Source organism: Monashia sp. NPDC004114 (genome assembly GCF_053603855.1).
On record NZ_JBSGGK010000005.1, the window covers coordinates 94,938 to 120,153 of the forward strand.

At 70.3% G+C, this 25,216-nt stretch carries 17 protein-coding genes; 6 read left to right on the forward strand and 11 right to left on the reverse strand.

The window, feature by feature from the left end; genetic code table 11:
• Positions 1–56 precede the first annotated feature (56 nt).
• The 4 genes from hrpA to ACWEOW_RS08750 form a co-directional block, all read right to left on the reverse strand.
• A complete protein-coding gene (gene hrpA / locus ACWEOW_RS08735) occupies positions 57–4,046 on the reverse strand; it encodes an ATP-dependent RNA helicase HrpA (protein ID WP_452268793.1) in 3,990 nt (1,329 codons plus the stop codon).
• Positions 4,047–4,120: 74 nt separating this feature from the next.
• The gene (locus ACWEOW_RS08740) at positions 4,121–5,338 is read right to left on the reverse strand and encodes a lipid II:glycine glycyltransferase FemX (protein WP_452268794.1); all 1,218 of its coding nucleotides are present in this window, start codon (positions 5,336–5,338) and stop codon (positions 4,121–4,123) included.
• 23 nt (positions 5,339–5,361) lie between these two features.
• Positions 5,362–5,859, reverse strand: a complete 498-nt coding sequence (locus ACWEOW_RS08745; protein WP_452268795.1) for a hypothetical protein — start codon at positions 5,857–5,859, stop codon at positions 5,362–5,364.
• On the reverse strand, positions 5,852–6,214 hold the full coding sequence (locus tag ACWEOW_RS08750) for a hypothetical protein (RefSeq protein WP_452268796.1): 363 nt from the start codon (positions 6,212–6,214) through the stop codon (positions 5,852–5,854). Before ACWEOW_RS08750 ends, ACWEOW_RS08745 begins: the two co-directional genes overlap by 8 nt.
• A 227-nt stretch (positions 6,215–6,441) precedes the next feature.
• On the opposite strand from ACWEOW_RS08750, the gene ACWEOW_RS08755 reads away from it, so the two are divergent.
• Entirely contained in the window at positions 6,442–7,887 is a 1,446-nt protein-coding gene (locus ACWEOW_RS08755; protein WP_452268797.1) for an ADP-ribosylglycohydrolase family protein, read from the forward strand.
• A 9-nt stretch (positions 7,888–7,896) separates the two neighbouring features.
• Here ACWEOW_RS08755 and ACWEOW_RS08760 read toward each other — a convergent pair whose 3' ends face one another.
• Positions 7,897–11,235: a TM0106 family RecB-like putative nuclease gene (locus ACWEOW_RS08760; RefSeq protein ID WP_452268798.1), complete on the reverse strand. Its 3,339-nt coding sequence runs from the start codon at positions 11,233–11,235 to the stop codon at positions 7,897–7,899.
• A gap of 98 nt (positions 11,236–11,333) precedes the next feature.
• Here ACWEOW_RS08760 and ACWEOW_RS08765 point away from each other — a divergent pair, with 98 nt between their 5' ends.
• Complete coding sequence (locus tag ACWEOW_RS08765; protein ID WP_452268799.1) at positions 11,334–12,011, forward strand: VOC family protein; 678 nt, start codon at positions 11,334–11,336, stop codon at positions 12,009–12,011.
• 154 nt (positions 12,012–12,165) lie between these two features.
• On the opposite strand, the gene ACWEOW_RS08770 is transcribed toward ACWEOW_RS08765, so the two are convergent.
• The 3 genes from ACWEOW_RS08770 to ACWEOW_RS08780 all read right to left on the reverse strand — a co-directional run bounded on the left by ACWEOW_RS08770 (position 12,166) and on the right by ACWEOW_RS08780 (position 16,959).
• Positions 12,166–12,750 carry a DoxX family protein gene (locus ACWEOW_RS08770; RefSeq protein ID WP_452268800.1) on the reverse strand — a complete coding sequence of 195 codons (585 nt, stop codon included), beginning with the start codon at positions 12,748–12,750 and terminating at the stop codon, positions 12,166–12,168.
• A gap of 125 nt (positions 12,751–12,875) precedes the next feature.
• Positions 12,876–14,111, reverse strand: coding sequence for an McrC family protein (locus tag ACWEOW_RS08775; protein ID WP_452268801.1), 1,236 nt, complete (start codon positions 14,109–14,111; stop codon positions 12,876–12,878).
• A 31-nt stretch (positions 14,112–14,142) separates the two neighbouring features.
• The gene (locus tag ACWEOW_RS08780) at positions 14,143–16,959 is read right to left on the reverse strand and encodes an McrB family protein (RefSeq protein ID WP_452268802.1); all 2,817 of its coding nucleotides are present in this window, start codon (positions 16,957–16,959) and stop codon (positions 14,143–14,145) included.
• A 1,139-nt stretch (positions 16,960–18,098) separates the two neighbouring features.
• On the opposite strand from ACWEOW_RS08780, the gene ACWEOW_RS08785 reads away from it, so the two are divergent.
• A complete protein-coding gene (locus ACWEOW_RS08785) occupies positions 18,099–18,893 on the forward strand; it encodes a hypothetical protein (protein WP_452268803.1) in 795 nt (264 codons plus the stop codon).
• Positions 18,894–18,948: 55 nt separating this feature from the next.
• Here ACWEOW_RS08785 and ACWEOW_RS08790 read toward each other — a convergent pair whose 3' ends face one another.
• From ACWEOW_RS08790 to ACWEOW_RS08800, 3 genes are all read right to left on the reverse strand, one after another.
• Positions 18,949–19,461: a hypothetical protein gene (locus ACWEOW_RS08790; RefSeq protein WP_452268804.1), complete on the reverse strand. Its 513-nt coding sequence runs from the start codon at positions 19,459–19,461 to the stop codon at positions 18,949–18,951.
• An 8-nt stretch (positions 19,462–19,469) separates the two neighbouring features.
• Positions 19,470–19,748: a hypothetical protein gene (locus ACWEOW_RS08795; RefSeq protein ID WP_452268805.1), complete on the reverse strand. Its 279-nt coding sequence runs from the start codon at positions 19,746–19,748 to the stop codon at positions 19,470–19,472.
• A 166-nt stretch (positions 19,749–19,914) separates the two neighbouring features.
• The gene (locus ACWEOW_RS08800) at positions 19,915–20,349 is read right to left on the reverse strand and encodes a hypothetical protein (protein ID WP_452268806.1); all 435 of its coding nucleotides are present in this window, start codon (positions 20,347–20,349) and stop codon (positions 19,915–19,917) included.
• Positions 20,350–20,479: 130 nt separating this feature from the next.
• Between ACWEOW_RS08800 and ACWEOW_RS08805 the strand changes: the two genes are divergently transcribed.
• The 3 genes from ACWEOW_RS08805 (at position 20,480) to ACWEOW_RS08815 (ending at position 25,107) form a co-directional block, all read left to right on the forward strand.
• Positions 20,480–21,892 carry an amidase gene (locus tag ACWEOW_RS08805; protein ID WP_452268807.1) on the forward strand — a complete coding sequence of 471 codons (1,413 nt, stop codon included), beginning with the start codon at positions 20,480–20,482 and terminating at the stop codon, positions 21,890–21,892.
• A gap of 101 nt (positions 21,893–21,993) precedes the next feature.
• Positions 21,994–24,468 (forward strand): Tex family protein, encoded by a 2,475-nt coding sequence (locus tag ACWEOW_RS08810; RefSeq protein ID WP_452268808.1) that lies wholly within the window; start codon positions 21,994–21,996, stop codon positions 24,466–24,468.
• Between the two features lie 213 nt (positions 24,469–24,681).
• A complete protein-coding gene (locus ACWEOW_RS08815) occupies positions 24,682–25,107 on the forward strand; it encodes an SRPBCC domain-containing protein (protein ID WP_452268809.1) in 426 nt (141 codons plus the stop codon).
• Positions 25,108–25,216 lie beyond the last annotated feature (109 nt).

Below are 25,216 nucleotides of genomic sequence, written 5' to 3' on the forward strand. Positions count from 1 at the left end.
CGCCCGGCAGCACCCCATGATTCCCTGCCGGCCGCCGAGGAGCCTGTGCCGCGCGGTCAGCGCGCGATGCGCGCGATCGCCTTGAGGATGCGCTGTGGGGAGACGGAGTATGCCGTCCCGATCGACTGCGCGAACAGCGAGACCCGAAGCTCCTCGATCATCCAGCCGATCTCCACGACCTCTGCGGAACCACGCTGTGCCGGCCGGAGCGACTCGAGCAGGTCTGCGTAGCGTCCCTCGACGAGATCCACCTGCTCGAGGGCCTGGGTGTCTCGCGCCAGGTTCTCCGGCGCCCTGTCGAGACGGTGCATGATCGCGCGGATGTAGCGGTCGAGGTCGGGCAGCCTCGTGAACCCGGTGTCGGCGACGAACCCGGGCCGCACCAGCTCACGCAGCTGCGCCCGCACATCGGCCAGCATCGGCCGGATCGCCTGGCTCGCCGACCGGTCGAGCTCGGCGAGCCGGTTGGTCAGGGTGAGGTGCTTGGCGAGGATCGGCTCGACGAGGCCGACCACCTGCACGACCTTGGCGGTGGTGTGGGTGCGAACGGCCGACAGGGTCCACTCGAAGTCCTCGCGCGCCCGGATCGTGTGGTCGAGGCGCCCGGCGACGGCATCATCGCTGATGGCGTCGACCGCGGCCGCGAGGCAGTCGTCCAGGAGTGCCGGCACACTGCCGTGCGGGTTGTGGCCGAGCGCGAGCTTCTGGGTGTTCGTGAGCCGGGCGAGGATCTGGCGCCACGGTGGGGTGATACCGAGCAGCAGCAGTCGGCGAACGCCGAGCCGATGCTCGGCCTCCGCCTCCGGGCGGGTCGGGAGCACCCGCAGGTCGACAGCCGAGCCGGTGTCGACGAGCGCGGGGAAGCCGTGCACGCCCGACGCGCTCTCGAAGGTCTCGGCCACACCTTCGTCCGGGAACGAGGTGAGTCCCGTGCGCTCGATGTCCGAGCCGGCCCGCCGCACCTGCCGGCGTAGCTGCGGGGTCGCCCGGTCACGGACCTCCTCGAGGTCCTTGCCGGCCGCCACCGGCCGGCCGTCCGGCCCGTCGACGCTGAAGGTCACGGTGAGGTGGCTCGGCACCCGAGCCCAGTCGAAGTCGTCTGCGGCCACAGCGACCCCCGCCCTTCGGCGCAGCGCGATGGCCAGGGCGGGCAGCAGCGGGCCTGACCCGGGGTCGAGGTCCGGCAGGACCGCCCGCGCATGGTCTGGCGCCGGCACGATGTTGCGTCGGATCCCCTTGGGCAGGGACCGGATCAACGCGGTCACGAGCTCCTCACGAAAGCCGGGCACCTGCCAGTCGAAGCCGTCGGACGTGACCTGGTTGAGCCGGTCCACCGGGATGTGCACCGTGACGCCGTCGAGCTCGGCACCTGGCTCGAACTGGTACGTCACGGGCAGCACGTTCTCGCCCTGCGTCCAGGTCGTCGGGTGGTCCGCGTCGGCGATGCTGCCTGCGGTGTCCCGCAGCAGCAGCTCCTCGGTGAACGTGAGCAGGTCAGGCTGCTCCCGCCGTGCCTTCTTCCACCAGGTGTCGAAGTGACGCCCCGAGACGACCTCGGCCGGGACCCGCTTGTCGTAGAACGCGACCAGTGCGCTGTCGTCGACGACGATGTCGCGACGCCTGGTCCGCGCCTCGAGCTCGCCGAGCCGCTCGACCAGCGCGGCGTTGTCGCGCAGGAACCGGTGCTCGGTGTGCCAGTCGCCCTCCACGAGCGCGTTCCGGATGAACAGGTCCCGGGCCAGCTCCGCGTCGACCCGACCCAGACCCACGACGCGTCCGACGACGAGCGGGACGCCATAGAGGGTCACCCGTTCGGTTGCCACGGCCGAGCCCCGTCGCGCCGACCAGCGGGGTTCGCTGTACTGCCGCTTGACCAGGTGCGCGCCGAGCTGCTCGGCCCACTCCGGCTCGATGCGGGCGTTGACCCGGGCCCACAGGCGCGTCGTCTCCACGAGCTCCTCGGCCATGACGAACTGCGGCTGCTTGCGGAACAGCGCCGACCCGGGACTGATGCCGAAACGGGCACCTCGCGCGCCGGCATACTCACGCTTCTGCTCGTCTCGCACCCCCACGTGCGACAGCAGACCGGACAAGAGCGACTGGTGTATGGCGTCGGTGTCAGGCTCGCCGTGCACGCTCCCCCGGGTCACGTCGAGGCCCGCCTGCTTGGCGGCCTGCTTGACCTGCGTGTGAAGGTCCTGCCACTCCCGCACCCGGAGGTAGTGGAGGAACTCGGCCTTGCACATCCGGCGGAATGCGCTGGAGCTCAGGGCCTTCTGTTGTTCGCGGAGGTACGACCACAGGTTGAGCCACGAGACGAAGTCGCTCGTCTCGTCGGCGAACCGCTTGTGGGCGGCGTTGGCCAGCTCCTGCTTCTCCAGGGGACGCTCGCGTGGGTCCTGGATCGACAGTGCCGCGACGATGACGAGCACCTCGCGCAGCACGCCCCGCTTGTCGGCCTCGAGGACCATGCGGGCGTGTCGCGGGTCGATCGGCAGCGACGCGATCGTGCGGCCGTATGCCGTCAGGCGGCGTCCCCGACGTCGCCGACCCCGCCCGCCGGGCCCGCTCGCGTCTGCGGAGGCCTCCTCGGCGTCGGGCGCGAAGGCCTGGAGCTCCTCGAGGAGGCGGACCCCGTCGGTGATCTGGCGTGAGTCCGGCGCGTCGACGAACGGGAAGCGCGCGATGTCGCCGAGCCCGAGGGAGGTCATCTGGAGGATGACCGAGGCGAGGTTGGTCCGCAGGACCTCGGGGTCGGTGAACTCTGGCCGACTGTCGTAGTCGAGCTCGCTGTACAGCCTGATCGCGACACCCTCGGACACGCGGCCGCAGCGGCCCGAACGCTGGTTCGCGCTCGCCTGGCTGACCGGTTCGATGGGCAGCCGCTGCACTTTGGTGCGCTGGCTGTAGCGCGAGATCCGTGCCGTCCCGGTGTCGATGACGTACCGGATCCCGGGGACGGTCAGCGAGGTCTCGGCCACGTTCGTGGCCAGGATGATCCGGCGTCCCGTGTGGGCCTGGAAGACCCGGTGCTGCTCCGCCGCGGAGAGGCGCGCGAAGAGGGGCACGACCTCGGTGATCGGCAGCTTCATCCCGTTCAGCGCGTCAGCCGCGTCGCGGATCTCGCGCTCTCCCGAGAGGAACACGAGGATGTCGGACGACGAGCCCGTGTGTCGCTCGGTCCACAGCTCCTCGACGGCTTCGCAGATGCCGGTGATCATGTCCTTCTCGTCGTCCTGCGGACGATCCGGGTCGACCAGGGGGCGGTAGCGGATCTCGACCGGGTAGGTGCGGCCCGAGACCTCGACGATCGGAGCCGGCTCCCCCGTCCTGGGGTCGGCGAAGTGGGCCGCGAACTTCTCGGGGTCGATCGTGGCCGATGTGATGACGACCTTGAGGTCGGGTCGGCGAGGGAGCAGCTGCTTGAGATAGCCGAGGATGAAGTCGATGTTGAGGCTCCGCTCGTGGGCCTCGTCGATGATGATCGTGTCGTAGCGGCGCAGGTCGCGGTCGCGCTGCAGCTCCGCCAGGAGGATGCCGTCGGTCATCACCTTGACGAGCGTGTCGCGGCTCGACTGGTCGGTGAAGCGCACCTGGTACCCGACGGCGCTGCCCAGCTCGACCCCGAGCTCCTCCGCGAGCCGCTCGGCGACGGCTCGGGCAGCGATCCGCCGCGGCTGGGTGTGCCCGATCGTGCCGTCGAGCCCCCGACCGAGCTCGAGGCAGATCTTGGGGATCTGGGTCGTCTTGCCCGACCCGGTCTCGCCGGCGATGACGACCACCTGGTGCTCCCGGATCGCGGCAGCGATGTCGTCGCGGCGGTCGACAACCGGCAGATGCTCGGGGTAGGTGATCTCGGGAACCGTGGCGGCCCGAGTGGTACGGCGTGCTTCACGCTGCTCGGGGGTGAGCGGCATACGTCCCGACCGGCCCGTCTGTGTGGCCTGCCGCGGGCCCTGCGCGCCGTTCCCGCCGGGCCGGCGGCGGCCACCGCGCCTGCGAGGCTGCCGCGACGTCGGGGTCGCGGTGGGGGGCTCGTCGGGCATGCCCGTCAGGATAGGCGTGCCCTGCATCGCCGACCGAACCGATATTCGCCGTCGGGCGGTCTGGCGCCTGGAGCTCAGATGTCGGCAGAGTCGGCGGACGCCCGGGCAGCCTTGCGCCGTTTGTTGATCGCGATCCGCAACGCCATGGCCCGCGCGAACGCGAAGTGCCAGAAGCGGCTGATGACCAGCTCGCGCTCGCCGACCATCTCGACGACGTCGGCACCCGCACCGAGCTTGAACAGCAGCAACCCGGTGAGCGGGCTCGTCGCGCCGAGGGACGTGTTGAAGCCCCTGAAGTCATACGCCTCACAGCCGGCGTCCGCAGCATCCTGCATCGCCTGCCACTGCAGCGCGTTGGAGGCTCGTGCATCGCGGTTGCGCTCGGTCGAGCCGCCGTAGAGGTAGGAGAAGGTCCTGCCGAACCGGATCATCAGTGCCGAGGCGAGCACGTCGCCGTCGATGTGCGCCTCGTAGAACCTGGCCCAGACCTGGCCGTCCTCCGCCGAGAAGGACCGCGCCATGAGGTCGAAGTAGGCCTTGGGTCGCGGGAGGAAGTTGTCACGCTCCGCGGACTCGACGTAGAGCGCGTGGAAGGTGTCCACACCCTCCGGGCCCACGGCGCGCACCTGCACTCCGGCCTTCGCCGCCTTCTTGACGTTGCGTCGCCACTGCTGGTTCATCGAGGACAGCAGCTCGTCCTTGGTGCGGCCCCGGAGGTCGACGATGCACAGCAGGCGCGGCTGCCCGACCGCGACGCCGTCGGCACCGAGCGGCAGCCACTGGTTCGCGTCCAGATGCGCCTCCAGGCGTCGGGCGACCGGGTTGTCGACCGCTGGCGGCAGCGTGGTGAAGCTGAGCAGTCCACCCTCCGCGACCTGCCTCTTGACCGGCTCGCGGTCCCACACCCGCGAGGCCACGGGGAAGCCCAGGCGCAGCGCGAAGGCGCCGGAAGAGCGGGCCCACGTCACGAGCGGGTCGAGCCAGGCGGCCGGGTCGTCGGCGACGGCGGCCCACGGCAGCCCCGGGCCCTCGGGGAGGTAGGCATAGGTGCGCCGCAGGCGTGGAATGGTCCGCGACAGCACGGTGCCGGCGCCGACCCGCGCACCTGAGGCGTCGAACCACCCGAGGTGGGTCGCCCGCCAGCCCTGCTTCGCCTGCGCCCAGGCTGGGGTCTGCAGGAAGCTCCCGCCGACCTCGAGCAGGGTCTCGACGGCCTCGTCGCCGGTGATCGGCCGGACCGTCAGCGGGCCCGCGATCGTCGGCGCAGCGGTGGCAGGGGTCGGCTCAGTCATGGCGGAAACCCTATCGGCGCTGCTCACCCGGCCGAGCGCGCCGGGTCGGGCGGGGTCGCCGCGTCCGCACGCGCGGTGGTGTGGTGGATCCACCAGAGGCCGAGAATGGGCAGCAGCAGCGGGACGTAGCCGTAGCCCGAGCCGAAGTGCGACCACACCGTCTTGTCGGGGAACGCCGACGGGACGGCATACGAGATGACCCCGACGACGAGGACACCGACGAGCTCGACGGTCAGGGCGATCCGCGCCAGCCGCACCGAGGCACGGTCGCCGCGAGCGAGGCCGATCGTGGCCACGATGTAGATGACGGCGGCGACCGCCGAGAGGATGTAGGACACCGGAGCGCGGTGGTAGTACTCCGTGATCTGCAGGATCGAGCGACCCGTCGCGGCCAGGGCCAGCAGGCCGTAGACGGCCACCAGGAGACGGCCGAAGCCGTGACCGGTGTGCGGCTGCTCCGGCTGCTCCGGCTGCTGGGCGGGCTCATGGCGCCGCTCGGGACGTGACGCGGCGTCAGACATTGGTGCTCCAGACCTGCTGAAGGCGGGCCACCAGGATCGCCACGACGACCGCGCCGCCGAGGACGACGGCCATCGCCCACTGCGTCTTCTCCTTGATCGCGATGAAGAGCGCCGCCGGCACGACGAGGAGCACGGTGAACAGGTACGCGATGAAGGTCGCTCGCTCCGCCCCGTCGGCGATTGCCGACGACGTGGAGAGTCCGACGACGAGCTGGACGACCAGGGCCACCTCGAGCGCGCCACCGGTCAGGATCAGCGGGTCGTCGACAAGCCGCTTGCGTAGCAGGTGATGTGCGGCGATGAGCCCGAAGACGGCGCAGCCCACGAGCAGCACGATGGTGAGCGGTTGAAGCACGCGCGGAAGCCTACTTGGTCGGCGTGGGAGCGGCTGACGCACAGCGATGTGGGCGGCCGTGCACAGGCGTGACGGCAAGGCGCTGTATTTTGCTGCTCACGCCTGGTGTCCTTCGGGTGCCGTCGGGCATGCGCGACTGCTGCCCGGTGCCTATGACGTCTGCCAGGTCCCGACCCCGACAGCTGCCCGTCCGGCAGCCCAGGTATGCCGCCCAGCGAGGAGCACCGTTGTCCATCCGCCCGATCGCCGTCGACCGAGCCGCCGGGGTCCTGCTCGGCCTGGCCTGTGGCGACGCACTCGGGGTGCCCTACGAGATGGCCGCGCCACCGGTCGGCGAGGCGGTCATGAAGGGGGGAGGCCTTGGGCCCTACCAGCCGGGCGAGTGGAGCGACGACACCCAGATGACGCTGTGCGTGGCCCTGGTGGCGGCACAGGGAGTGGACCTCGCGTCGCCGTCCGCACTCGACGCGGTCGCCGACGCCTTCACCGCCTGGCTCGACCGCGGGGCCACCGACGTCGGCATCCAGACCCGAACGGTGCTCACCGAGGCGAGGCAGCTGTCTGGCTCGTCCCATCAGCGCCTGACAGCGGCCAGCAAGGCCCTGCACGCGCGCACCGGGCTCACCGCCGGCAACGGCGCCCTGATGCGGACCTCGATCGTCGGGATCTCGACCCTCGACGACCGCGAGGCCACCGCTCGAGCCGCGCGTGCCGTGGCCGAGCTCACGCATGCCGACCCGCTGGCCGGCGACTCTGCTGTGCTGTGGTCCGAGGCGATTCGGGTGGCGGTCACCGAGGGGCGTCTCGACCTCACGGCCGGTCTCGACCTCGTGAGCCAGTGCCACACCGGCCGCTGGGGCGACTGGATCGAGGCGGCCACGGGAGCCGACCCGGGTGGCTTCGGCGACAACGGATACACCGTGACGGCCTTGCAGGACGCCTGGGCTGCGATCACCTCGACCGACCGCGGCGACGGCTCGGCGATGCACCTGCAGCGCGGGCTCCAGGCGGCGGTGCGAGCCGGACACGACACGGACACCGTTGCAGCGATTGCCGGCTCGCTCCTCGGCGCTCGCTACGGCGCCTCCGCGGTCCCGACCCAGTGGCGCCGCATGGTGCACGGCTGGCCGGGCCTGCGAGCCCACGACCTCGTCGAGATCGCCGTGTCGGCGTCCCTACGAGGGCGCCGCGTGGGCGAATGGCCCAGCGTCGAGACGATGGCCGACCCCTCGATTCCGGCGACCGGCGTCCCCCACCCGATCGACCCCGACATCATCCTGGGCACCATCACCGACCTCGCACGTGTGGGTGAGCTCGACGTGCAGGCCGTGGTCTCGCTCTGTCCGCTCGGGCTTCGCGACATCCCGGCCGAGGGCATGTCGGCACGTGACCACATCGAGTTCTGGATCAACGAGGACGACGAGGAGGAGTCGAACCCGCATCTCGACTTCATCCTCGACGACGCCTCGTCGGCGCTGCGACAGTTCCGGGCCGAGGGCAAGCGGGTGCTCGTCCACTGCCACTTCGGCGGTCAGCGCACACCTGCGGTCGCGCTCCGGTATGCCGTCGACCTGGGAATCGCTCCCGAGCTCGCCGAGCGGTCGATCCGCGCCGCGATGCCCGGCATCCGCGGCGAAGGACGGCTCTGGCACGTGGCCGCGCACGGCGCCTGAGGTGCGGAGCTAGACCAGCTTGGCCTCGTCGACGAACCGGCACAGGGCGTTGACGGCACGCAGCTCCTCGGGTGTGTGGACCGCGGCGTCCATGAGCAGCGGGCTCCCGACCACGACGGCCATCGTCTTGGCCCGTGAGATCGCGACGTTGAGCCGGTGCAGGTCATAGAGGAAGGACACGCCCCGTGGCGCGGCCGAGGCGGTCGTGCTCGCCATCGAGTAGATGACGACGGCGCCCTGCTGGCCCTGGAACTTGTCCACGGTGCCGATGCGGCTGCCCTCGGGCAAGGCCCTGGCCAAGGTCGCGACCTGAGCGTTGTACGGGGCGACGACGAGGATGTCGTCGAGGCCGACAGGTGCGGTCACGCCTTCGGCAGAGGTCCAGGTGCCCCGGATCAGATCGGCCACCAAGGCGCGAACGACCCCCGCCTCGTCGTCGCTCGACTGGTCGGACACCGTGGCGTGCTCGACGGGCACCCAGCGCAGGCCGCTGCCCGACAGAGCTCCCGGCGCCTCGACGCCGAGCCGCTCGCGGCCCGGGGCGGACTCGAGAAGACCCTCATAGGCGAGCTCTGAGACGAACGCGGTGAGGCTGGGGTGCATCCGGTAGGTGCGGTCGAGGAATATGCCTCGGTCGGCCGGGATGACGTCGTGGACGTCGTCGCCCTCGATGCGGAGGTGATCGAGGGCGGAGACCCCGGAACCGTAGGGGTGCACGGCCTTCGTCGGCTGGGTCAGCTGCTGCGGATCTCCAAGCAGGACAAGGGACCTCGCCGCCGCTGCCACGGCCACCGCGTTGGCGAGCGAGAACTGCCCTGCCTCGTCGATCACCAGCACGTCGACCGAGTCCTGCAGGTCCTCGCGGGACCACAGCCACGCGGTGCCACCCACGAGGGTCGCCTCACCGGAGCGGAGAGCCTCGACGATCGCGCCATTGTCGGTCGTGTGCCGGATCAGGGTGTTCGGGTCGTCCGGCTCTTCTCCCTCCTCGGCGTTGGTGCCGTCCTTGTGCCACGCGGGTCGGGCGACCTCGTCGAGCAGGTTGAGCACGACAGCGTGGGACTGGGCCGTGACGCCGACACGCAGACCCGCGTCGAGCAGCTCGCGGACCAGCGCCGACCCCGCGAAGGTCTTTCCGGTGCCCGGTGGCCCCTGGACCGCCAGCACCTCGCCGTCGAGCGACAGCCCGACCCGGACCACCGCGTCCTTCGGCGTCTCCCCCGGCCGGACGGCCAGCACCTCGGCGGGGGGCACGACGCGCTCGAGGAGCCGCGCCGGGAGGTTGCTCCCGCCCGTCAGGACGGTCTCGCCGGTTCGCGCGATGGACTGGCGCAGGACGGCATCCATGATCGGGCTCGGGCCGCCGACCCCTCGCGGGCGGGGCGGGTCGAGAGTCCGCTTCATCGACAGGTCGATCCAGCCCGCCACGGGATCGATGCCCACAACCTTGCCGACAGGTATGTGGGTGTCGACGTCGGGGACGTACTTGCCGATCGAGACCGAACAGTCCTGCGGCGGGAACGGGTAGCGCCAGATCCGTGACAGCTTGACCTGACCGGTCTCGACGGGCTCCCCGAGGTCGCCGATCGCGGTCCCGTCCTCGACGAGCTCAGCCGTGTCGAGCTCCTTGTAGTGAAAGAAGTCCCACCACTCCGGCCGCTTCTCCCGGCGGTGCCAGCCGACGCAGCCGGCGAGCAGCTCGTGACCGGCCTCGACGAGGCGGTCGGCCAGGAGAATCTCGGCGCGTTCCTCGTCGCTGATCTCTCGCAGGGGCTCCGGAACGGGCCGCGTCAGTGAGTGTCCGTGGGCCAGCAGGTCGGACCGCCGGTCCTCGAGCCAGTCGTGCAGGGCGAGCGTCGAGCGGACGTCCTCCTCGTTGTACCGCCGGATGTCGTCGAGGATCGCCTGGTCGGGTGCCCCGTCTTCGCGGCCCGCGAGCCATCGTTCGTACTCGACGACGGAGGACAGGCCGTCCGCGACTCCGGAGCCGTCGGCGGACCGGGTGTGACCCCAGTAGAACTCCTCGAGCTTCTTGATGGAGTACGAGCCCTTGCTGATGCGGACGCCCTGACGCACCACGGCATACAGGTCGACGAACACCTCGTGCCGCAGCAGCTGGTCCAGCTCGGCCTCACGCGTCGCGTGCTGACCGACGAGACGCTTGAGCGCCGTCGTCTCGTAGGGCGCGTAGTGGTAGACGTGCATCGACGGATGCTGCTGCCAGCGCGCGGTCAGCCAGTCCACGAGGTCGGTCGTCAGCCGGCCCTCCTCGGCGAAGTCGTGCGCCCAGAAGTCGACGAACTCCCCTTGCCGGGTCCAGATGCCCGCGAGGTACTCCCGGCCGGCGCCGCCCTGGGCCCACGGGTCTCCCTCGAAGTCGAGGTATACATCACCCTCGTCGGGCGCCGGCAGCATCTGCAGGCCGCGCCCCGGCTCAGGATCGAGGAGCTCGAACTGAGCCACGCCCGTGTCTCGCTCGGCGACCTGCAGCCGGGCCTGCTGGAGGAGCCGCCGTCGAGTGGCTACCGACAGCCCCCCGGCGAGCTGCACCTCCGAAGACTCGGCGAGCGCGCGCACCGTCGGGATGCCGAGCTCGATGAGGCGCGCCCGGTGGTCGGCGCGCATCCCAGCCACCTGGATGAGGTCGTCCCGGTCGAGCCACTCGCTCGCGCAGCGCTCCTTCCACCGGCACTGGCCACAGTGCTGGACGCGCACGGCCTCCGTGGGGGCCGGGTGGTCGATGGCATCGAGCAGCTCGGCCCGCCGCCGGCGCGCGTAGGGTGCCACATCGACGAGCCGCCACGGGTGCGCCTGCTGGTCGCCGGTCACGACCGTCAGCCACTGCGGAGGCACGCCCTGGAGCGTCTCCAGCCGGGCGGCATACGTCGCCATCTGCAGCAGTGCTGGCACCTTCAGCCGGCGGGCGAGCTTGGTGTCGGCGATGTCGTAGCGCCATGGGCCGAGCAGGCTCCGCTCGCCGTCCGGAAGGTCGACGCGCAGCAGGAAGTCGGCCAGGCCCACCCAGTGACCGTCGAAGAACGTCGCCTGGTAGACCACGTCGACGCCGCGGCGCATCGCATCGAGCGTGGCCTCCTCGGCGGCCGGGCCTTTGAGGCCGAGCTGCGCGATGTCCTCGACGTCGAGGCCGTCGGCTCGCAGCCGCGCGAGGTACGACCGCTCGTGCTCGAGCCCTTTGGCGAAGACGAGGTTGAGCGAGTCGTCGACGGCGACGTCAGGGCCGGTGCCGTGGTCGAGCGCGTCAAGGTCCAGCGTGGTGATGTGCGCGCACGCGACATGTTTGGTCAGGTCCGTGGGGCTGAGGACGAGGTGGCCGTCGATGCGCTGCATGTGGCGAGTATGACGTCCGCCTCCGACATCGCTCGGGAGGCCGCGCCCCCTGGGCTCGTGGGCCGCCGGCCTGCAGGACCGGACGTTACCGTCGGAGAATGCCACTCGCGACGTACAAGGACCTCTGCATCGACGCCGCCGACCCACCTGCGCTGTCGGACTTCTGGGCTCCTCTGCTCGGCTGGGAGTCACACCCCCATGACGACGGCGACTCGTGCCTGCGGGTCGGCGAGCAGGTCATGGTGTGGTTCAACAAGGTGCCCGAGCCCAAGACGGTGAAGAACCGGCTGCACATCGACATCAACGCCGAGTCGCTCGGGCCCGCTCTGCAGTCGGGCGCCGTCGTCTTCGACGAGCAGCCGCGATGGACCGTCCTTCAAGACCCCGACGGGCAGGAGTTCTGCGTCTTCGTCCGCGCCGAGCCGGTCACCACCCGTTTCTACGAGCTCGTGTGGGATGTCGCCGGCGACGTGGACGACGCGCATCGGCTCGCCCTGTGGTGGGGCGGTGTGCTCGGCGCGGGTGTCGCTCGAGGAGACGACTACAGCTACCTCGAGGGCGTGCCGGGCCTCCCCTACGAGACGATCGTGTTCGGGATGGTGCCGGAGGCCAAGACGACGAAGAACCGGATCCACATCGACGTCAGCACCGATGACCTCGCGGGGCTCGTCAACGCCGGTGCGACGGTGCTGCGCGACAAGGGCGAGGGCGGGATCGGCTGGACCGTCCTGGCGGACCCAGAGGGCAACGAGTTCTGCGCGTTCACCTCCGACTGAGCCCTGGCGGCACCTGCAGCGGATCCGGGCATGCAGGAAGGCGGTCCTCCGAGAGGACCGCCTTCACTGTGTGCTCGGGCCCGGCCGGCCGGCCGGTCGGTCGGGCCCGTGCGGGGTGGCCGTGGTCAGGGGATCTCGCGGCCACCGGACCCACTCACCTCAGGAAGCCGTTACCGACGTGGCGGCCCCACCACTTCCCGAGGCCCCAGGTGTCGCCTGCGTAGGTCGCGGCGACGACTGCGATGCCGAGGGCCTCAATCCAGTGGCTGTCGACGAGCGGGTTGGTCATGCCGTCTGCTCCGAGGGGGAACTCGGCAAGGTACATGAGGGCGAGGAGCAGGGCGCCGGTCCAGGCGGCGATCTTGAGGCCCGCGCCGGTCATCAGTGCGACGCCGATGCCGAGCAGGCCGGCCATGAACAGCCAGTCGGCCCACGGGCCGGCGATGTTCGCGAAGAACTGGCCGAAGGGGCCCTCAGCGTGCTTCATGAAGCCCTGGGCCGGGGTGCCGCCGTTGATCCAGGCCTTGGCCGCCGGTGTGGCGTAGCCGAGGCCGAACAGCTTGTCGACGAAGGCCCACAGGAAGGTGAAGCCGAGGACGAGTCGCAGGCCGGCGAGGAATCGACGGGCCACACTCGAGCGGACCACCTCTTCCTGGAACGTGACGACGCCCTTGGTCGGGTCGGCGCCAGGGACGTTCGCGCTACCCCGGGTGGGGGTGTCTCGGTGAATGGTGGCCATGATGCTCAACTCCAGAACTCGATATTGGTTCCGGCAGCTTCTCTGTCGGTACTACAGAGAGTAGTAGTCAAGACAGATCTACTACAACCCGTAGGAGTGTGATCTGTGAGACAGCCCGACCCAGGTCAGCGGCGTGCGCGGATCAGGGTCGGGATCTCGAACTCCCCTGGCGCGTCGGCAAGCTCGCGCACCAGGTCGGCCAGCGAGTCCAGCGACTTGCGCACAGCGGCATACGACCCGTCGAGGCGGATCGGCCGGCACAAGATGCGGGTGCCGGCGTTGCGGATGACGATCTCGGACTCCGGCGTGCGGTCGCTGTTGCAGTGCACGAGCAGACCTGTGGGCAGGCCCATCGCCGTCGTGTAGGCGACGAGGGACACGTAGTCGCGGGAGGCCATGTAGCCGTCGGCTCCCATCGAGTAGCTGGCGTCGCCCACGAGGACGACCTCGGTCCCTCGCCGCACGATGAGGTCGGGGGCCATGGTGACCGCGCGGCCCTCGTCGAGCCACACGTCCTCGTCGCTCTCGATACGCAGCTCGGGCGCCAGCCGGAAGTCCAGCTCCTGCACGATCCAGCGACGGAACAGGTCGTCCATGTCGACCATGAGGCTGTTGGCCTGCTGGTCGCCCGCCTCGTGGCTCAGCGACATGGCCTGAAGCACCATGCGCGACAAGCGAATCGCGTCGGCGTAGTGCTCGTTGAGCCTCGTGATCGGGACCGGGACCTGATGCTTGGTGGCGGGAGTGTCGCTGACGCCGTCGAAGCGCCCGAGCAGGCGCAGGGCCTCGCGACGGACCTCAGGGGCCAGCTGCGGCCAGGCAAGCATGGCCTGCAGGGTGCAGCGGAAGAGCTGGTTCTCGGCGATGTCGGAGGTGAAGTCGTCATACCGGCACTGAGGCTCCGCAGCACTCCACGGGCGCCGGGCGAACTCCTCGACGAGAAGACGGCCCCGGATGGTCTTCATCCGCTCGTCACGGGCGACGTAGCCGTGCACGAGGCCGCGCATCGTCGCGTTGTCGATGAGCCGGATCGCGAAGTAGGCGACGCCGTCGATGAGCTCGTCCGTGTCGCTCCACGTCACCTGCTCGTGCTCGAACGACTCGGGCGACACCCCCGCGCTGAGCATCGCGAAGAAGTTCGTGACCGAGACCCTCGGCATGACCCGCACGACCAGGCCCGGGACCGCGAGGGCACCGACCCAGCTCGTCGCGCCGATCGTCACGACGTCCGGGTCGGCAGTGGCGTGGATGACCAGCCGGTCGCCGGCAGCGGCCACGAGCGCGGCGCGCGTCTCGTGGGACAGCCGAACCGCCCCCGAGCGGCCGTGCTCGGGGATCGGGGGCAGCTCGATCGTGCTCATCGCAACGCGACCGGCGAGTCGGCGGCCGGCGTCACGGGCGCGTCAGGTCGAACTGGCCATAGCGGGCGCGGACGTTCTCCCAGCGGAACTGCGCCAGCTCGTGCTCCCGGCCGTAGAGCTGGTCCTCGATGAACGGGTAGACGTTGTAGTCCCAGATGCGACGCAGCGTCGTCTCGTCGTCGTCGAGGCCCGGTCGCATGAAGTAAGAGTGCCCGATCTGCAGGTGCGGTCCGCGAAGGGCTCGCCGGAGATCCTCGTTGACCCGGTCGACGAGATCGGCCACCCATACCGGGCCACCGTGCGCTTCCAGCCAGCGGCGCAGCAGGCCCTCCATGGGCCCGTCGTGCGGCATGAACGGCACGAAGTCGAAGCGCCGGCGCAGGGCCGCGTCGACGAGCGCGATCGACCGGTCTGCGGTGTTCATCGTCCCGATGAAGTAGAGGTTCGGGGGCAGCTCGAAGCCCTCGTCCGGGCGGTAGGAGGTCTTCACCGAGTGTGAGCGGTACTCGAGCAGGAACAGCAGCTCGCCGAAGACGCGCGGGAGGTTCGCGCGGTTGATCTCGTCGATGATCATGATGTGCGGCGTGAGCGGGTCGGCCTCCGCCGCCTCGGCGAGCAGCGCCAGCGGGCCCTTGCGCAGCTCGTAGACCATCTGGCCCTGGTGGTCGATCTGCGGCCGGAACCCCTCGAAGAAGTCCTCGTAGGAGCTGCTCGGGTGGAACTGGACGATGTCGCGCTTGGCCGGGTCGGGCTGCAGGGCTGCCGCGAACCGCTGCGCGAGGTACGTCTTGCCGGTGCCCGGCGGGCCGTAGAAGATGACCTGCTTCTTCTCCTCGAGCAGCGACTTGATCTCGCGCAGGAACTCCTCGCCGATGAGCAGGTCGGACGCGGCGTCACCCAGGGCGTCGTGGTCGGGCATGAGCGCCTTGTCGGAGCGGCGCATGAGCCAGTGAGCCAGCTGAGCCTGGCCCCACGGGTCCTCGGGCAGCAGCGGGTCGAACATCTGGCGCAGCAGGGCGTTCGTCTCGACGTGCATGCGCCCGCGCGACTTGCCCTCGGTCCAGCGCGCCGGGCCGCCGAGGCGGGTCAGCATCGCGACCTTGCCGGAGTCACCGCCCAGTGTGAACAGCGGCAGCCAGTGCTCGGGGTGGGCGATGGCGAACAGCTTGAGCACGACGCTCTCGCCGAACCCCTGCACGGGCATGTCGTCGGTGCCGAGGACGCGGTTGATCCGCTCCTCGTCCCGGCCCTCGCCCCAGAGCAGCTCGCGCACAACGAGGCGCAGCTCGTCGATGCCCGCTGCGTCGAGGGCGTTGATCGAGCTGATGAGGACCGACTGGGCGCCGATGTCGCCGTAGCCGCGCGTTGACACGATGCGCTTGAACGTGGGCAGGTCGAAGTCCTCGAGACCCTCGCGCGACAGGCACGCCGCGAAGATCCGCCGCTGCTCCTGGTGCCACGCGTCGCGCTCGGTCGGGTACGGCCGCTCGGCGGTGAAGATCTCGAGCTCGGTCTCGAGGTCGATGATGGCCGACAGCTCGAGGCTGGGGTCGTCGGCGCCACCGCGCTGGCTTGAGGTCATGAACCGAAGGAGCGGGGTGAGCGCACGGGCGGTGGAGATGATGTCGTCGGCGAAGTCCGCCCGGCCGATCGCGGTGTCGCCCTTCCACCAGCGGCCGACGAAAGCCTCGCCCGACGGGTAGTCCCGGCCCACGACCTCGAGGCGGTCCGTGCGGCCGTCGTCGTGCACCTTGATGAAGTTGAGCCCCCGCGGGAGGTGCTGCTGGACGAGCAGACCCACCTCACGGTGCTGCTCGTCGGACTCGCCCTCCCAGCCCCCGTGCAGGCCGAACGCGACGCCCGACGGGGTGACCCACAGGCGGAAGCCGGGCGCGCCGGCGCCGCCGACGAGGATCCACGCGGCATACAGGTCGGAGCGGTAGGCCGAGTCCTCGCTGGCGTACTGCTGCAGCGCCAGCGTCGGCGCCTCCAGATAGAGCCCCGTCTCGCCCGAGAGCCGCTCGATGAGGCTGTCGGAGATGTGGTCGGCCTCGCCGCGCAGCTGGCGCGCAAGGTCGGCGGCGCGGTCCTCGCGCTTGCCGCTGGAGTAGCCGGTCGCGGGGCGGAAGTCCGCCGCGATCTCCGCGGCCTCCACGCACATGTCGAGCGCCTTGGGCGCGATGCCCACGAACGCCTCGGTCTCCTTGAAGTACCAGAGGATGCGCGCGGCATACCGCGGGTCCTCGGGGCGCAGGGCCGCGCAGAGGTCGGCGAACGCGACGTACCGCTCGGCGTGGCTCAGGCCGCGCTCGAGCCAGCCGAGGCGCTGGAGCGTGTGGGGCGCGTTCTCCCACATGAGCGGCCAGGCGCCCGCGTCGTCCGTCGACCAGAAGAGCGAGAGGACGTATGCCGTCGCCCCCGGGCCGGGGGCGCGCTGGCCCCGCGCACCTCCACGCGCGAGGAACGCGTCGACCGCCTGGAGCTTGTCCGAGGCGTCCTGGGGCGAGGCGGGCGTCTGGAGGGTGAGCTTGAGCAGGCCCACGACCTCGGCGTAGTCCTCCTCTGCGCGACGCACCAGCGCAGCGAGCCACGGGCCGCCGATCGCTGCGAAGCCGACGTACGGGCCGTCCTTGCGGGCCCAGTGGTTCATCGATTCCTTGAAGGCGAGCAGGTCGTTGGACGCGGTGAGGTCAGCGAGGATCTCGCGCAGCTCGTTGTTGCGCGAGGAGCGCTCGGTGTCGAGCTCGGCGAACAGTGCCTGGGCGTCCTTGTCCGCCTCGGCGGCACGCTCGATGAGCGCATACTTCGCGCGCCAACGCTTGACGTCGACACTGTCGGTGCGTGTCATGGGGCTCCCTCGCAACGCCCATGTGACGGGCGATATAGCTACTGCACGCGTGGAGGTGCGCACAGGACCGCGGAAAAGGTTACCTGCCGGTCGGCGATGATCCGAACTCACGGGTGTGTCGCCCGCGCGGACTTCGGATCCCGTCGTCCGACGCCCCCTGTTTGTCGCGATCCAGTGCCCTGACTCGCGCTGTCAGGTTACTAGGACTGAGGGCAGGGCTGTGGACCAGGTCCGCGGCGTGACGCGGTGATCGGGCAAGATCGTGAGACGGTGGCATCCACCGACAAACTATCTCATACCATCGCAACCACAGGCTTTGCCACGCGAACGAGTCAGGGGACACAGATGCGTACATCCAGGACCAGCCCGGGCCAGCCACCGGGGAGGTATGCCGTAGCCCTCGTCGCGCTTGCGGCGCTGGTCGCGCTTGCGGCGTGCTCCGCATCCGGACCCGACGGTCCGGCGGACCCGGTAGGCCCGGGCGGCATCACACGTGCGACCGCCGATGCGACGGCGACAGCCACGACCGCGTCTGGGCCGACAACCCCGACCTCTGCGGCCGTTCCGGCATCACGGCCGGCGCCGACGTTTCCCGACGGGCTCCCGACGGCGGCCCGCGAACACAACGGAGACGGTGCCGAAGCCTTCGTTGCGTGGTTCATCGGCCGCGTCAACAGCTCATGGACCGAGCCAAACCCCGCGCTACTTGAGGGGACGTGTGACTTCTCAACGTCGAAGGCATGCAATGCATACCGGAGCACTGCCGCCCGACTGGCGACATCTGGTTTGCACTACGACGGCTCGCCGGTGACATTGCGGCGCGCTACGGGGCTCTCAACTCTTGCCGGATTCCAGCGCGTGGACGTGCGCGCGATTCAGGAACGCCGCCGCGTGATCAACGGGCGGGGCTCGACCGTGGGCACAGACTCTCGAAAAGCCATCCACTGCATGTTCTACCTCGGGTGGGGCGCCACTGGGTGGATTGTCCATGACGTCAAGCTGGTGCGAGCCACATGAGAACACCGGCCCTCCGCATGACCGCGTCAATCATCGGGGCCCTGATCATCGCGTTTAGCTCGTGCCAAGGGGCTCTGGCCGACTTTGAGGGTGAGACAAACCAGTCTGGACTCGAAGCAACCATGACACGTCAGAATCTTCGCAGACTACAGGTCGAGTCGGACAAGGCGTCGACGGACAGCTCCCCTCGATGGACCTACCGCACAGCCATCGCGGCGTGCGACATCGGTGGCCTGGGGTCATCCGGCATCTGTTACCAGGCGGCCGTAGACGCGTGCGCGGGCAACTCCGTGGCACAAGGCACGGGGCCACTCGTCGACGTCTTCAGAATGTGGGTCGACCAGGCCGGGAGGCCCCTGCGTCCTCCGGCAGGCAACCCGGATCTGGCGGGGTGGATCCACATCGGCACCACCTGCCTTCCGGAGATGGTGCCCGGAGCAGCGACGATGCCGACCGTTGCGATGATCCTGAAGGCATTCCACAACACGAAATGGGCGACGGCGAAGGTTCGGTCGCAACCCGAGGGCGACACGACGTTGGTCAACCTCAGGACCTTCTTCCGGGTCCGGTGGGAGGCCGATGGTTACCAACCCGGAGAAGTCGACGTCATAGATCCGGCAACGATGTTCGGGTATCGCGTCGAGATCCGCCCGACTCTGAAGGGCTTCCTCTACTTGTTCGGCGACGGAGGGACCCTCGGTCCCACCGACTCCTCAGGCGGGACCTATCCACGTGGGGACATCGTCCACACGTACGGAGGCCCCGGCAGGTTCAGCTCTCGAGTCGACGTCACCTTCGGTGGCGAGTTCCGTATCAACAACGGGCAGTGGGTGGCGATCCCCGACACGGTGACCGTGCGACAGCCGGCCACGTCCGTAACGGTTCGCGAGGCGAGGGCTGTCCTGGTCCAGCGCTGAGAGGCCCCCGGTGGTAGCCGCAGGCTCCAGCAGCAGACACCGGCGATGACCCCGGCTAGCGGCTGCCTGCGGGTCCGGGGTCAGGTGGACCGTCGTCGCGAGCAGCGGGCGTGGCGGACTCAGTGACGTCCGCTTCGCCGCTCTCTGGCTCGGCCGCGGCGGCTTCGGGCTCGTCCCGCTCCGGGGCGCCGAGCTCTGGGCCGAGGTCGCCCACAGTCGGGCCCTGGTCGACGGGTGTCAGCGAAGAATCTGCGCCGGCGCCGGGAGCCGTGACCCCGGCGAGATCGCCGTTCGGTGTCGCCCCCTGGATCGGGGGCACGTCCGTCACCTCGCGGTCGCGGGCCGGTAGGTCGTGGGGGAAGAGGGCGTCCTCGTCCTGAGACGTCCGGTCCCAGCCCATGTGCGACGAGCTTTCCTGCGTCACGGCGCCACCGAAGCCCGCTGCCTCGTCCGTCGGTTCGCCGGATCCTATGGCCGTGGCGGGCGAGGGGGTCACCTGCCGGGTGACTCGCCGCACCGTCAACAGCCAGGTGATCCCGGCGCCCAGCAGGATGGCCACGAGCATCATCAGCCACCTCATCGCACGGTCCCGTCACTGGAGGAGTCGTCGACATCGGCGAAAGCCTCCGCCTCGCTCCGGGCACCGACCACTCGCGAGGAGATCGCGATGGCGACGAGCGTGCCGACGACGAACCCGACGACGCTCCACAGAAACGCCCCCCAGAAACCACCGTCGCCGCGCCCCACGAAGCCCAGGACGACCGTCACGACGACGAGCGCGCCCCACCAGGTCCCGCCGATGTCTGCGCGATACAGACGCGTGACGGTACGAGCTCTTCGGGTCTGCTCAGCCATCGGGCCTCCCTGTGCCGACACATGGACACCGGGCGGTGGCCATCGCGTCGGACGCTACCCGCGACCGTCGAACGGTTGGCGGCTAGGAGTCGACGAAGTTGGCCAGACCTCGTCCCCCAGGCCCGACGTCCGTGACGGCCGTCCCCGCGGCGAACGTCCGTGTCGGTCAGGCTGCAGCGCGCCCGTCGTCCGGCGGGAGCGTGAACACCTCGCCCGGGGCGGCGACCGCGACCGCGTGCAGGACGAAACCGGTGTTGCGGCAGGCCCCCTCGAACGCGGCGCGCAGATCGTGGTCGCGAGGCGTTGGAACCGCCCGCCCAGGCCGTGCGATCACCATGACGACGTCGTGGACATCATGCCTCGCGACCTCCGCCAGCAGCTTCGTCACGCCCTCCAGCACCTCCCCCGGCTCCATCCGGCGAGGCTCGTCGGGGAGGCAGATCGGCTGGAGCAGCCGCTGGTTCTCATGGCACAGCAGGACGTAGGTCGCGCCGTCGGACCGTGACTCCTCGGTGGCGATGAGGTCGACGACCCCTTCGAGGATGTCGGGGTCGGTGATCGGCCGCTGGGCCCAGTCCTTCGGAAGGTCGACGAATCGCATGAGTCGAGGATGGCGGCGAGCGGTGACAGTCCGGGCGGGTTATCCACACGGGTAGCGTGGGAGACCCGTCACCCCCCACGGGTCCGGTGCCGGGACAACGCAGGTCGCCGAGTGCGCAGCGACGAGAGGAGTGCGGTTGCCCGACCTCCGCCCCGCCGCTCTCCCCGCCACGGAGCTCCTCGAGCGCTTCGCGGCAGGGTCGCTGTCCCCTGTCGAGGTGATCAGGGACGTAGCCGACATCGTCACGGCACGCGAGCCCGACCTCAACGCCTTCTGGGTCCACGACCTGCGGGCCGCTCTCGATGCAGCGGTTGCCAGCGAGCGCCGCTGGCGCGACGGCATACCCCGTGGGCTGCTCGACGGCGTTCCGGTGACGGTGAAGGAGAACCTCGCGCGCGCGGGTGTCCCGATGCCGTCCGGCAACGCGGGGGTGACGGCCGCCGTCCCGGCGCGCAGCAGTCCTGTCGTCGAGCGCATCGAGGAGGCCGGCGGCATCCTGCTGGGCTCGACCGTCATGCCCGACTGGGGCATGTTGAGCTCCGGGGTCTCGAGCCGGCATGGCATCACCCGTTCACCATGGGACCCGACGCTCACGACCGGTGGCTCCAGCTCAGGCGCCGGGGCCGCCGCGGCTGCGGGATACGGGCCCCTGCACGTCGGCACCGACATCGGCGGCTCGATCCGCCTCCCCGGCACCTGGCTCGGGCTGACCACCCTCAAGCCCAGCGCCGGCCGGGTGCCCCTGGACACCCCCTACCTCGGTCGCGTCGCGGGACCGATCACGAGGTCGGCACCGGACGCCGCGCTGCTCCTGTCGGTGCTCAGCCGGCCAGATGCCCGCGACTGGACAAGCCTGCCGCCGGATCACCTCGACCCCGTCCTGCACACCGAGGACCTCGACCCGGCCACGTTGACGGTGGGCCTGCACCTCGACGCCGGGTGCGGACGCCCCGTCGACCCGCCGATCCGGTCTGCGGTCGAGGCCGCGGCCGCCGTCTTCGAGGATGCCGGGGCGACCGTCGTGCCCGTCGCGCCGTTCATGCGGCAGGAGTGGCTCGAGCACCTCGACCAGTTCTGGCGGGTCAGATCCCTCGTCGAGCTGGAGTCGCTCGACCCGCAGGCGCGCCAGCTCGTGCTGCCCTTCATCCGGCGGTGGGTCGAGCCTGCGCGGGACGTCGACGGCCGTACGGTCCTGCGCGACTACTCGAGCATCATGGCGATCCAGCAGGCGACCACGGCCCGGACCGAGCGGTTCGACATCGTCCTGTCTCCGGTCGCCCCGATGGCCGCCTTTCCCGCCGAGTGGCCGATGCCCTGGGGCGAGGGTGACGAGGCCATGTCGCACATCGGCTTCACCGCCCCGTTCAACCTCTCCGGCCAACCCGCCGGAACGACCAACTGCGGCTTCACGACGGACGGTCGCACGATCGGTCTGCAGGTCTCGGGCCGTCGTTTCGACGACGTCGGCGTGCTCCGGGCGCTCGACTGGTTCGAGCAGCACCGTGACGCTGGCATCACCCCGCGGTGGCCCATCATCGGCTGAGCTCGCCCGGCCGGCGCTGTCCATCCCCGCGGGCCGCCGGTCGGCCGCAGCAGCGGCCCCGGCAGAATGCGGGTCTCTCGTAGTCGTCGCAAGGAGCAGATGTGGCAGTGCAGTCGATCGAGCAGCGGATCGCCGAGGAGCTCGGTGTCCGTGACGGCCAGGTGCGGGCAGCCGTGGGGCTGCTCGACGCGGGGTCGACGGTCCCCTTCGTCGCCCGCTACCGCAAAGAGGTCACCGGTGGTCTCGACGACGCTCAGCTGCGCACGCTCGAGGAGCGGCTCGGCTACCTGCGCGAGCTCGAGGAGCGCCGTGCCAGCGTCCTGTCCTCGATCGCCGAACAGGGCAAGCTGACCGACGAGCTGCGCGCCCAGGTCCTCGCGGCCGAGACGAAGGCCCGCCTCGAGGACATCTACCTGCCGTACAAGCCCAAGCGTCGCACCAAGGCCCAGATCGCCCGTGAGGCCGGCCTCGAGCCGCTGGCCGACGCTCTGCTCACGGACCCGGCCCTGACCCCGGCCCTGGCGGCAGCGGCATACGTCGACGGGGCCAACGGCGTCTCCGACACCGGTGCGGCGCTCGACGGCGCCCGCGCGATCCTCGTCGAACGTTTCGCCGAGGACGCCGACCTCATCGGCGACCTGCGCGAGCGGCTCTGGAAGGGTGGCCACCTCGCCGCGACCGTCCGCCAGGGCAAGGAGACCGAGGGCGCGAAGTTCGCGGACTACTTCAGCTTCTCCGAGCCCCTGTCCCGTATGCCGTCCCACCGGGTGCTGGCGATGTTCCGTGGCGAGAAGGAGGACGTGCTCTCGGTCAGCGTGGACCCGACGCCCGAGGACGGCGACCCCGCGGCCACGGCGGCAGCGACGCCGGGCGCCCTCGCGACCACGTACGAGCGGGCCATCGCTGCCCGGTTCGGGATCGCCGACCAGGGCCGTCCGGCCGACCGGTGGCTCGGCGAGACCGTCCGATGGGCCTGGCGGACCAAGATCCTCGTCCACCTCGGCATCGACGTCCGGATGCGGCTCAGGAAGGCCGCCGAGGACGAGGCGGTGCGCGTGTTCGCCGCCAACCTGCGTGACCTGCTGCTGGCGGCCCCGGCCGGAAGCCGCGCGACCATGGGTCTCGACCCGGGCTTTCGCACCGGCGTCAAGGTGGCCGTCGTCGACGCCACCGGCAAGGTCGTGGCAACCGATGTGATCTACCCGCACGTCCCGCAGAACCAGTGGGACCGCTCCATCGACACCCTGGCGAAGCTCTGTGCCGCACACTCGGTCGAGCTGGTCGCGATCGGCAACGGCACCGCATCACGCGAGACCGATCGGCTCGCGTCCGACCTCGTCAAGCGCCACCCCGATCTGCGTCTCACGACAGCCGTCGTCTCCGAGGCCGGAGCCTCGGTCTACTCGGCGTCCGCGTATGCCTCGGAGGAGCTGCCCGGCCTCGACGTGTCGCTGCGTGGGGCGGTCTCCATCGCCCGGCGCCTGCAGGACCCGCTCGCCGAGCTCGTCAAGATCGACCCCAGGTCGATCGGCGTCGGCCAGTACCAGCACGACCTGCCGCAGACCGCCCTGTCACGGTCGCTCGACGCCGTCGTCGAGGACTGTGTGAACGCGGTGGGGGTCGACGTCAACACGGCCTCTTCCCCACTGCTCACACGGGTCTCGGGCATCACCGCGGGTCTGGCGGACCACATCGTCGCTCACCGGGACGCGAACGGCCCGTTCCGCAGCCGTGCCGCGCTCAAGGAAGTGCCGCGGCTCGGGGCCAAGGCCTTCGAGCAGGCTGCGGGCTTCTTGCGGATCGCGGACGGCGACGACCCTCTCGACTCCTCGGCGGTGCACCCCGAGGCCTACCCTGTCGTGCGGCGCATCCTCACCGACACCGGCTTCGAGCTGAAGCAGCTGATCGGCAACACCGTTGCGCTGCAGGCGATCCGGCCGGCCACCTTCGTCGACGACACCTTCGGGCTACCCACCGTGACCGACATCCTGTCCGAGCTCGACAAGCCGGGCCGTGACCCGCGCCCGGCGTTCCGCACGGCGACCTTCCGGGACGGCGTCGAGGAGCTGAAGGACCTCCGGCCCGGGATGACGCTGGAGGGTGTCGTCACCAACGTCGCTGCCTTCGGCGCCTTCATCGACGTGGGGGTGCACCAGGATGGCCTCGCCCATGTCTCGGCGCTGTCCCGTCGCTTCGTCTCGGACCCGCGGGAGGTCGTCAAGCCCGGCGACGTGGTGACCTGCAAGGTGCTCGCCGTCGACGTCGCCCGCAAGCGGATCTCGCTCACGCTACGTCTCGACGACGAGGTGCCTGGTGCCGTCTCCCCCGCCTCGCCCGACTCGACGGGTGCGACGGGTTCGGGCGGGCCGGCTGTGTCGCGGACCGGCGACCAGAGCAGGCGACGAGGCCGCGGAAGCGAGCAGCGTGGGCAGCAGGGCGGGCAGCAGGGCGGACGTGGCGGGCAGCAAGGCGGACGTGGTGGGCAGCAGGGCGACCAGCGGGGGCGTCGAGGCGATGACGTGCCGTACAACAGCGCGATGGCCGACGCCCTGCGACGAGCCGGCTTCACCGGCTGACCCGGATTCGAGGTATTCGGGTCGAGGTACAGGGTCGCCCCATCGACCGATGCAACACCTCGAACCGAATACCTCGAACGGGACGTTCCAGACGACACGCCGACGGGCGACGGGGTCGGGACATTTGGGCATTGTCATCGGCGCCAACCTTTGGTCGACTGTCTTTGGTGGGTCCGGCCCATCAGGGGCCGGCCGCGTGACCCGGAGGTGCCCATGAGCAGTTCAACGCAGTCGATCCCCGAGGACGCCGAGCTCGAGGGATCACCCGCGGGCGTGCACGCGAGCGTCAGCGTGCCTGCGCCCGTCGACCAGGTCTGGCGGCACTTGGTCAGTCCCGGTGGGACGCAGGCCCTGCTCGGGACCGGCGTGGTGCTCGGGAGCAAGGGTGAGTCGTGGCACAGCGCGGAAGGACCGTGCGGTGTCGTGCGCAGCTACCACCCGCTCGAGCAGATCCGCGTGTCCTGGCACCCGCACGAGGACGGCCCGCTGAGCATCGTCGACCTCCAGCTCAGGCCCGACGGGGAGAGCACGCGCGTCGACCTCTACCACGAGGGCCTCGGCATCGCCGAGGACGGCGCGAACGACAAGCACCGCTGGGACGACGCGCTCGGCCGGTTCGCCTCCTCGCTGACGCCCTGACACCGCTGAGGAATGTGACGACGGCCTGACGCGGGGCCGTATGCCGTCCGGCGGGTGAGGCGCCCGCCTATCCGTCCGTGGCATGGCGCACTCGTTGACTTCCGCATTG

Bases quoted from the DNA above. Each gene is read 5' to 3' on its own strand.
- hrpA (WP_452268793.1), bottom strand. From the start codon at position 4,046: ATGCCCGACGAGCCCCCCACCGCGACCCCGACGTCGCGGCAGCCTCGC.
- ACWEOW_RS08740 (WP_452268794.1), bottom strand. From the start codon at position 5,338: ATGACTGAGCCGACCCCTGCCACCGCTGCGCCGACGATCGCGGGCCCG.
- ACWEOW_RS08745 (WP_452268795.1), bottom strand. From the start codon at position 5,859: ATGTCTGACGCCGCGTCACGTCCCGAGCGGCGCCATGAGCCCGCCCAG.
- ACWEOW_RS08760 (WP_452268798.1), bottom strand. From the start codon at position 11,235: ATGCAGCGCATCGACGGCCACCTCGTCCTCAGCCCCACGGACCTGACC.
- ACWEOW_RS08765 (WP_452268799.1), top strand. From the start codon at position 11,334: ATGCCACTCGCGACGTACAAGGACCTCTGCATCGACGCCGCCGACCCA.
- ACWEOW_RS08770 (WP_452268800.1), bottom strand. From the start codon at position 12,750: ATGGCCACCATTCACCGAGACACCCCCACCCGGGGTAGCGCGAACGTC.
- ACWEOW_RS08775 (WP_452268801.1), bottom strand. From the start codon at position 14,111: ATGAGCACGATCGAGCTGCCCCCGATCCCCGAGCACGGCCGCTCGGGG.
- ACWEOW_RS08780 (WP_452268802.1), bottom strand. From the start codon at position 16,959: ATGACACGCACCGACAGTGTCGACGTCAAGCGTTGGCGCGCGAAGTAT.
- ACWEOW_RS08785 (WP_452268803.1), top strand. From the start codon at position 18,099: ATGACACGTCAGAATCTTCGCAGACTACAGGTCGAGTCGGACAAGGCG.
- ACWEOW_RS08790 (WP_452268804.1), bottom strand. From the start codon at position 19,461: ATGATGCTCGTGGCCATCCTGCTGGGCGCCGGGATCACCTGGCTGTTG.
- ACWEOW_RS08795 (WP_452268805.1), bottom strand. From the start codon at position 19,748: ATGGCTGAGCAGACCCGAAGAGCTCGTACCGTCACGCGTCTGTATCGC.
- ACWEOW_RS08800 (WP_452268806.1), bottom strand. From the start codon at position 20,349: ATGCGATTCGTCGACCTTCCGAAGGACTGGGCCCAGCGGCCGATCACC.
- ACWEOW_RS08815 (WP_452268809.1), top strand. From the start codon at position 24,682: ATGAGCAGTTCAACGCAGTCGATCCCCGAGGACGCCGAGCTCGAGGGA.